Source organism: Accumulibacter sp. (genome assembly GCF_016789985.1).
Classification (GTDB): Bacteria; Pseudomonadota; Gammaproteobacteria; order Burkholderiales; family Rhodocyclaceae; genus Accumulibacter.
On the sequence record NZ_JAEUOL010000010.1, the window covers coordinates 1 to 8,145 of the forward strand.

The window sequence follows — 8,145 nt, forward strand, 5'->3', positions numbered from 1 at the left end:
AAAGCCGCCCGCTGGCCTGCACTGGTTCGCTACATCGTCGACAAAATCATCGCAGTCAAACCCAAGATGCCGCGGCACACGGCCCTGGCCCCTCCTGGTCTGGCTGCCGCAATGGGCTAACAGAGGAATTTAGGTTCAAGGTCGGTGGCCAGAAATCCTTCTTCGAGTGCTGGCTGACGCCTGCCGAACTGTGCGCGGTGCGCAGCACGCTGGCCGACCTGCTCGATCCGGCGGAGGACCGCACGCACATCTTCCAGCTCGATCCGCGCATGACGCGCGACCTGCTGGGCCGGGCGACCCAGCCGGCGACCGATGTTTTCCTGATCGTCTGAGCGAGGAGAAAGGCACAATGACCAGCCTGTACGTGGACCGACGCGGTGTGACGCTCAAGGCGGAGGGTGAAGCGCTGGTGTTCTACGAGAACGACGAGCGCGTCGGTACGGTGCCGCTGGCGCCGCTGGCGCGGGTGTTCCTGCGCGGCGACGTGACGCTTTCCTCGTCGCTGCTCGGCAAGCTCGGCGAACGCGGCATCGGCGTGGTGGTGCTGTCCGGCCGCAAGGCGGTGCCCACCTTGCTGCTCGGTCGCCCGCACAACGATGCGGCAAGGCGGGTGGCGCAGTACGCGCGCTCGCGCGACGGCGAGTTCTGCCTGCGCTTCGCGCGCGCCATCGTCGAGGCCAAACTGCGTGCCCAGGCCGGCCTGCTCGCCGAACGTCGCGACAGCGAGCCGCGCTCGCGCTATCTGCTGACGCTGTCATTACAGCGCCTGGCGAGCAGCATCGCCGCGGTGGACGAACAGCCGTCGATCGCCTCGCTGCGCGGCCTGGAAGGCGCCGGCGCTGCCGCCTACTTCGAGGGCTTCGCCGATCTGCTGCCGGAGCGCCTGCATTTTGCCGGCCGCAACCGCCGGCCGCCACGCGATCCGGCGAACGCGTTGCTCTCGCTCGGTTACACCCTGCTGCACGCGGAAGCCGTGCTCGCCCTGTATGGTGCGGGGCTCGATCCCTTCATCGGCTTCTACCACGCGCTCGATTTCGCGCGCGAGTCTCTGGCCTGCGACCTGGTGGAAGCGCTGCGCGTCGAGGTCGATCGCCAGGCACTGATGCTCTTTCGCTCGGAGAAGCTGCGACCGGAGGATTTCACGCAGAGCGAAGCCGGTTGCCTGCTCGGCAAGGCGGGCCGCGCCCGCTTCTACGCCGAATGGGAAGCACTGGCCGCCCGCCTGCGCAAGCTGCTCGCCGAGAGCGTGTCGGACGTGAGCAACGCGATCGGGCTGGCACCGGCCGGCCCCCACGACGAGCCCGCCGGTGATGGCTGCTGACCTGGCCTTCGTCATCGGCTACGACATCAGCGATCCGCGCCGCCTGCTGCGGGTGCATCGCGAGATGTGCCGGCACGCGACGCCGCTCGAATACAGCATCTTCCTGCTGGTCGGCAGTGCAACCGCCAAGGACCGCTGCCTGCAGGAGATCGACGCGCTGATCAAGCCGCAGGAAGACGACGTGCGCTGTTACGCGCTGCCGGCGCGCGGCTTTCAGGGCCGCATCGGCCGCGCCAGCCTGCCGGCGGGAATCGTGTGGACCGGGCTGCCGGCGGCAATCGCCTGATTCGGTGAAACAGGACAGCCCACCCTCCGGGAGAGCGACGAGACGTGTTTCCGGATCACTCGACAACGCCTCCCGGGATGCGATACCTGTCCGCAGCGTTGCCTTTGCGCCCGGTTCAAGCGCCGTGTGGGCCGCTGCCCGCTCAGGGCCGCCGCAGAATCCCGGCGTATGACACCCGCCAATATCGCTGCACGACGATTCTGTTCTCGCACACATCCCGCACTTCACCCTTGAAATAGAGGTCGATCTCGAAAGCGGTGCCGGGTAGCGCGACCACCCCCGGCGCATCCCGCCCGCGGTACGCGCATCCCGAACCCCTGAGCGGTGGGTAGTCGTCCCAGGTCGAGTAGGTGTCCCGGCGGTGACCATAGCGCAGCAACTGGCCGCCCGGAAACCGCTGAATCGCGTCCTCTCGCCACTTGGTCGGGTGCATTCGTCCGTCGACCAGACGGTGCTCCTGGAGCCGGCCATTGAGTCTGAATGTGCCGCGGACGTACTGCCTGTATTCGCAACAACTGCACCGGCACCCCCCCTCTTCATCCCCGTCACCCTCGGAATCGGCGAAGGTCAGACGCATCTCGAACTCCTGTCCCGCCCACACCAGGCCACCCTTGCGCGCACGCATGTGGTTGCCGGTCGGATCAGCCGGCAGCAGGATCAGATCGGGACAGCATTTGATCGGCCAGCGCCGTTTCGACGATCCCGGGCGCGGGCCATTGCTCTTCTCCTGGTCAGGCATCGGACGATCTCCTTGTTGGTTGCGGTGTGGACGTTTTCCTGGCTACTCATCCTCCAGTGGTCCACTGTGCAGATAACCTTCGGTCTCGTCGGACAGACTGGATGAAGGAGGAGCGGGAAGCGGACAGCAAGAGGTCAGGGTGATTTCCTTATGGTAAATGTCCTCGCTGAAATTGCCCCCGCTGACGCTCCAGTTGCCGTTGGTATAGGTCACCTCGACGCCGGTCAGGCCGTACTGCAGGTCGAACAGGCAGTCCATCACGCAGCAGCCGTTCTCCTGGCGGATATGCTTTTCCGCAATGCCGTGATTCAGGAAGGTACCCCGGCTGTTGTCGTAGGTCACTTCGCCGGCACAGGTTCGCAGCTTGGCCCCGGCGCAGATCGCTTCGATCTTGCCGTTGAAGCTGCAGTTTGGTCCGAAGGCGTCATGGAACTGGATGAAGAACTCGTCAGACCCGCGCTGGCGTGTTTCCTTGGCGAGAACCAGGTAAGAGCTGGTGAGCGGGTCGATGATCCTGCCGAGCCTGCCCGGCGCGGCCTTGCGCCGCAGGAAGGCATGCACGGTCTCGACCTGCCCCATGTATCCGACGTCAATGGTTGCGAAAAACACGGCATCGGCGAGGCGTGGAAGAATGCGGCGCGCGAACTCTTCTGCCTGGTCGGCGGGCACGGCGATCTTGCGCAAACCCGCAGGTCGCCAATGGGCATCCTGATGCAACACCGTCATGTTGTCCGCGAACTTGACGGCGAGTTCGAACTTTGGCGTCTTCCGCCCGATCTTCGTGACATCGACCACGACGAACCGAAACCCCTGAATACCTGTCGCCTTGACAAACTTCCGGAAATGGCGTTCGACGACTCGTTGCGCGCTGGCTGTTCCTCTCGACATATCTTCCTCCTGCCGTGGCTGGCGGCAATTCCGCGTCCCGGCGCTCGACCGGCCAGGACTGCCTGCCGATGACGGATCACATCGCACTCCGACGGCCGACCATCGACCCGCGACCGTTCAACAGGCGAACTCCGATGGTCGTAACGGCGGATTCCCCGGCCGGGAGCGGCGTCGTTGGCGTACCCGGCATCTGTCGCAGCGGTGTGGGCAAAGGCTCGCTCCGCGAGCGCGCCGGAACTCCCGGATGTCTGATCGGATTGCTGGCACGACGAATGGTTCCAACGACCCAGGCCAGCAACGGGCTGGCCGAGCGCACCGGACCGGCGCGGCGGCAGCCCGGGCGCTCAATGCGCCTCGGCCGCCCCCGCCACGCCCTCGGCAACCGTCTTGCGGCGGGCCAGCAGCGTATACACGGTCGGCACGACGAAGAGGGTGAAGAAGGTGCCGAGCAGCAGGCCGCCGACGATCACCCAGCCGATCTGCTGGCGGCTTTCGGCGCCAGCGCCGCGCGCCAGGGCGAGCGGGATGGTGCCCAGGACCATCGCGCCGGTGGTCATCAGGATCGGCCGCAGGCGCAGCTCGGCGGCTTCGATCACCGCCAACCGGAGGTCGCGGCCGCGTTCCTGCAACTGGTTGGCGAACTCGACGATCAGGATGCCGTGCTTGGTGATCAGGCCGACCAGCGTGACCAGGCCGATCTGGCTGTACACGTTGAGCGTGCCGCCACTGAGCAGCAGGGCGAGCAGCGCGCCGGTCATCGACAGGGGTACGGTGAGCATGATGATGAATGGGTCGCGGAAACTCTCGAACTGGGCGGCGAGCACCAGGTAGATGAAGGCCAGCGCGAGGACGAAGGTGAGCGCCAGCGACGACGAGGAAAGCTTGAACTCGCGTGACTGGCCGGCGTAATCAACCGCGTAACCAGCCGGCAGGACGCGTCCGGCGGCCTGTTCGAGGAACCTCAGGGCTTCGCCCATGGCATAGCCGGGGGTCAGGTTGGCGGTGATGGTGACAGCGCGCCGCTGCGCGAAGTGATTGAGTTCGCGCGGGCTGACCGTCTCGTCCACGCTCAGCAGGTTGGCCAGCGGGATCATGCTGCCATCCCTGGCGCGGACGAAGATGTCGCGGATGTCGGAAGGCGTCGCGCGGTCGGCGTTGGCGACCTGCACGATGACGTCGTACTGTTCGCCCTCACGCTTGAAGCGCGTCACCTGGCGGCCGCCGAGCATGGTTTCCAGCGTGCGCCCGACGGTCTCGATCTGCACGCCGGTGTCCATCGCCTTGTCGCGATTGACCACCACCGAGAGTTCCGGCTTGTTGAGCTTGAGGTCGGTATCGACGTTGGTGAAGCCCGGGTTCTTCGCCACCTCATCGAGGATGCTGGTGGTCATCCGATCGAGCTCGGCGTACGACGCCGAGGTGACGATGACGAAGTTGATCGGCCGCTCGCGCGGACTCTGGCCGAGCGAGGGCGGCAGCACCGGGAAAGCCATCACGCCGGGGATGCCCATGAATTTCGGGAACAGTTCCTTGACCACGGCCGCCGAGTTGCGCTGCCGGTCGTTCCAGTCGACCAGTCCGACGAAGGAGATGCCCTGACTGACGGTCGGATTGCCGGCGACGACGAAGTAGCGCTCGATGTCCTTCGTGCCGGCATAGATGTTTTCGAGCTGGCGAGCATAGCGGTCGGTGTAGTCGAGTGTCGCCCCTTCCGGCCCGAGGAAGACACCGATGATGACGCCGCGGTCCTCGATCGGCGCCAGCTCGGATTTCAGCGCGCCGAGCAGCAACACGTTGGCGCCGGCGACCAGCGCGAAGGCGAGCATCACCAGCCAGCGCCGGCCGAGCGCCGCGCCGAGGGCGCGGCGATAGCCGCGGGTCAGTGCGTCGAGGGCATTCTCGACCCATAGGTAGGCCTTGCCGTGGCGGGTTTCGTGCTTGAGCAGCAGCGAGCACATCATCGGCGACAGGGTCAGTGCGACGAAGCCCGAGACCAGCACGGCGCCCGCCAGAGTCAGCGCGAACTCGACGAACAGCTTGCCGGTACGCCCGGTCATGAACGCCACCGGAGCATAGACCGCGGCCAGCGTGATGGTCATCGCGACGACCGCGAAGCCGATTTCCTGCGCCCCCTGGAAGGCTGCCCGGCGGCGCGGCATGCCTTCCTCGATGTGACGGTAGATGTTCTCGAGCACGACGATCGCGTCATCGACCACCAGACCGATGGCCAGCACCAGCGCGAGCAGGGTCAGGGTATTGATGGTGAAACCGAGCACCAGCATCAGCGCGAAGGCACCGATCAGCGACACCGGAATCGTCACCAGCGGAATCAGCGTGGCGCGGAAGTTGCGCAGGAAGAGGAAGATGATCAGCAGCACCAGCAGCATCGCCTCGCCGATGGTGTGGAAAACGGCGTCGATCGAACGGTCGATGAACACCGAGGAGTCGTAGGCGACGTTTGCCGTCATGCCGGACGGCAGTTCGCCGATCAGCCTGGGCAACTCGGCGCGCAGGGCGCGCGACAGTTCGAGCGGATTGGCCGTGGCCTGCTTGATCACCCCCAGAGCGACCGCCGGCCGGCCCTTGAAGCGCACGCTGCTGCGCTCGGAGGCGGCACCGATCTCGACCCGGCCGAGGTCGGCGATGCGCACCGGATAGCTGCCCCGGGCGTCGGCCGCCTGCTTGACGATGATCTCGGCGAACTGCGCCGGCTCCGCAAGATCGGTGCGCGCCACCACCGAGAACTCGCGGCTCTGGCTTTCGATGCGCCCGGCCGGCACTTCGACGTTCTGCCGGCGCAAGGCATCCTCGACATCCTGCGGCGTCAGATTGAAGGCCGCCAGCCGGTCGCGGTCGAGCCAGATGCGCATGGCGAACTTGCGTTCGCCGAAGACGCGCACGTCGGCCGCGCCGGGCAGCGTCTGCAGCCGCGGCTTGACGATGCGATTGGCGACATCGGTGACTTCCAGCGCCGAGTGCTTGTCCGACGAGAAGGCGATCCAGATGACCGGATTGGCGTCTGCCTCGACCTTGGCGATGACCGGTTCGTCGATGTCCGCCGGCAGCTTGTTGCGCACCCGCGAAACCCGGTCGCGTACGTCGGAGGCCGCCGAGTCCGGATTGCGTTCGAGTTTGAAACGCACCGAGATCTGGCTGTTCTCCTGGCGCGAGATCGAGGTGATGACGTCCACCCCTTCGATGCCGGCCAGCGAATCCTCCAGCGGCTTGCTGATCTGCGATTCGATGATCTCGGCCGAGGCACCGCGATAGGTGGTATCGACGGTCACCACCGGTTCGTCGATCTTGGGGTATTCGCGCACCGGCAGGCGGGTGTAGGAGACCAGCCCGACCAGCATGATGGCCAGCGAGAGGACCGTCGCAAACACCGGGCGACGGATGCACAGGTCGGAAATCTTCATTTGCCCGGCCCGGCCGGCGCGGCGACGCTGTTGTTGACCGGCGCCACGGCAGCCGGCGGGGCTGACGCGGCCGGCCCGCCGCCTTCGCCGAGCGGGCGCACGGTGGCACCGTCGCGCAGTTTCATCTGCCCGGCGGTGACCACTTCGTCGCCAGCGCTCAGACCCTCGACCACCTCGACCAGGGCGTCACGCCGCAGGCCGGTCCTGATCGGCGTGCGTTTCGCCCGGCCATCCAGCACGCGGTAGACGTAGGGTGCCTTGCTGTCCGGAATCACCGCTTGCTCGGGAACCAGCAGGACGTTGTTGCGCTGCGCAAAGATCAGCCGCACGCGCACGAACATGCCGGGACGCAGGCGAGCTTCGCCATTCGGCAACTGGGCGCGCAGGGCGATGGCGCGACCGCCGGCTTCGACCAGCGGGTTGATCGCGTCGAGCACGGCCGGGAAGATCTGACCCGGCAGCGCATCGCTCGATACCTCGAGGCGCTGCCCCGGCCTGAGCTGCGGCAGATAGGATTCGGGCAGGCGGAAGTCGATCTTCAGTGTGGCGATGTCCTCGATGTTGACCAGATCCTGCCCTTCCTTGACGTAGTCGCCGACACTCACGTTGCGGATGCCGACGATGCCGGCGAACGGCGCCCGGAGGCGCGTCTTGTCGAATTTCGCCTGGGCCAGAGCCAGCGTCGCTTCCTGCACCTTCAGGGTGGCCTGTGCGTTGTCGAGCGCCTGCCGGCTGATGAAGGTCCTGGCGAACAGATCCTCGCTGCGCTTGAGATTGGCCTGCGCCAGTCCGAGGTTGGCGCGCGCCTGGTCCAGCTCGGCGCCCTGCATCGCCGCATCGAGTTCGAGCAGCAGCCCCCCCCTGACGACCGCGACCCCGTCGCGGAAGTTGATCCGGGCAATGCGCCCCGCCGTCTCCGGGCGCAGGACGACCGATTCGTTGGAGCGCAGCGAACCGACGGCACTGGCCTCGAGCGCCAGCTCGGCGGCCTGCACGCGCGCCGTCTCGACGCGCGTCGGCGCGCTCGAAGACGATCCACCGCCAGGCGGTGCGCCGCCCGGCGGCCCGCCTGACTGGCCGGCCATCGGCGCCTGCAATCCGGCAGGCTCGCGGAAAACCGTGTGGGCCAGGTAACCGAGTGCGACGAGACCCGCCAGGGCAACGGCCAGAACCAGAAAGCGCTTTTTCCTGCTCGACATGTCGATCCGCATCTCCCGCCACGGCGGGCAACTCAAGGTGGTAGCACGAGGCAGCCGCGGCAAAGATCCGGGCAGGCGGCGAAGTGTAGCGAAGCCGGAGCGAATCCGGAACCCCGATCGAGCGAACCGCAGTCGTGCCAGCCAGCTCCTGGCCTGTTAGTGCAACATGCTTTCTGTAAATTTCCTTCGAGCTGGAAAGGCGTTGCCGAGTTGCCCGCAGCGATGAGGGCGCGTAGCGCCCGAAGAGCGGAGGGCGGCTCGGCAACGCGGCGCGAAGCCAGCCGGCCTGTATC

The 8,145-nt window shown here is 66.5% G+C and carries 7 protein-coding genes; 3 read left to right on the forward strand and 4 right to left on the reverse strand.

The features are described from left to right. The 3 genes from JNK99_RS00665 to JNK99_RS00675 all read left to right on the forward strand — a co-directional run. Positions 1-332: CRISPR-associated endonuclease Cas2 (locus tag JNK99_RS00665; protein WP_291847152.1), on the forward strand; the 332-nt coding region annotated here is incomplete at its 5' end. A gap of 17 nt (positions 333-349) precedes the next feature. Then, on the forward strand, positions 350-1,321 hold the full coding sequence (gene cas1 / locus JNK99_RS00670; RefSeq protein ID WP_291847156.1) for a CRISPR-associated endonuclease Cas1: 972 nt from the start codon (positions 350-352) through the stop codon (positions 1,319-1,321). Next, on the forward strand, positions 1,311-1,607 hold the full coding sequence (locus JNK99_RS00675) for a CRISPR-associated endonuclease Cas2 (protein WP_291847158.1): 297 nt from the start codon (positions 1,311-1,313) through the stop codon (positions 1,605-1,607). The genes cas1 and JNK99_RS00675 overlap by 11 nt, the downstream gene beginning before the upstream one ends. Before the next feature lie 142 nt (positions 1,608-1,749). Here JNK99_RS00675 and JNK99_RS00680 read toward each other — a convergent pair whose 3' ends face one another. The 4 genes from JNK99_RS00680 to JNK99_RS00695 form a co-directional block, all read right to left on the reverse strand. Further along, on the reverse strand, positions 1,750-2,346 hold the full coding sequence (locus JNK99_RS00680) for a hypothetical protein (RefSeq protein ID WP_291847160.1): 597 nt from the start codon (positions 2,344-2,346) through the stop codon (positions 1,750-1,752). Between the two features lie 42 nt (positions 2,347-2,388). Beyond that, a complete protein-coding gene (locus JNK99_RS00685) occupies positions 2,389-3,234 on the reverse strand; it encodes a hypothetical protein (RefSeq protein ID WP_291847162.1) in 846 nt (281 codons plus the stop codon). 344 nt (positions 3,235-3,578) lie between these two features. After that, entirely contained in the window at positions 3,579-6,653 is a 3,075-nt protein-coding gene (locus JNK99_RS00690) for an efflux RND transporter permease subunit (protein WP_291847164.1), read from the reverse strand. After that, positions 6,650-7,852, reverse strand: coding sequence for an efflux RND transporter periplasmic adaptor subunit (locus tag JNK99_RS00695; RefSeq protein WP_291847166.1), 1,203 nt, complete (start codon positions 7,850-7,852; stop codon positions 6,650-6,652). The genes JNK99_RS00690 and JNK99_RS00695 overlap by 4 nt, the downstream gene beginning before the upstream one ends. Positions 7,853-8,145 lie beyond the last annotated feature (293 nt).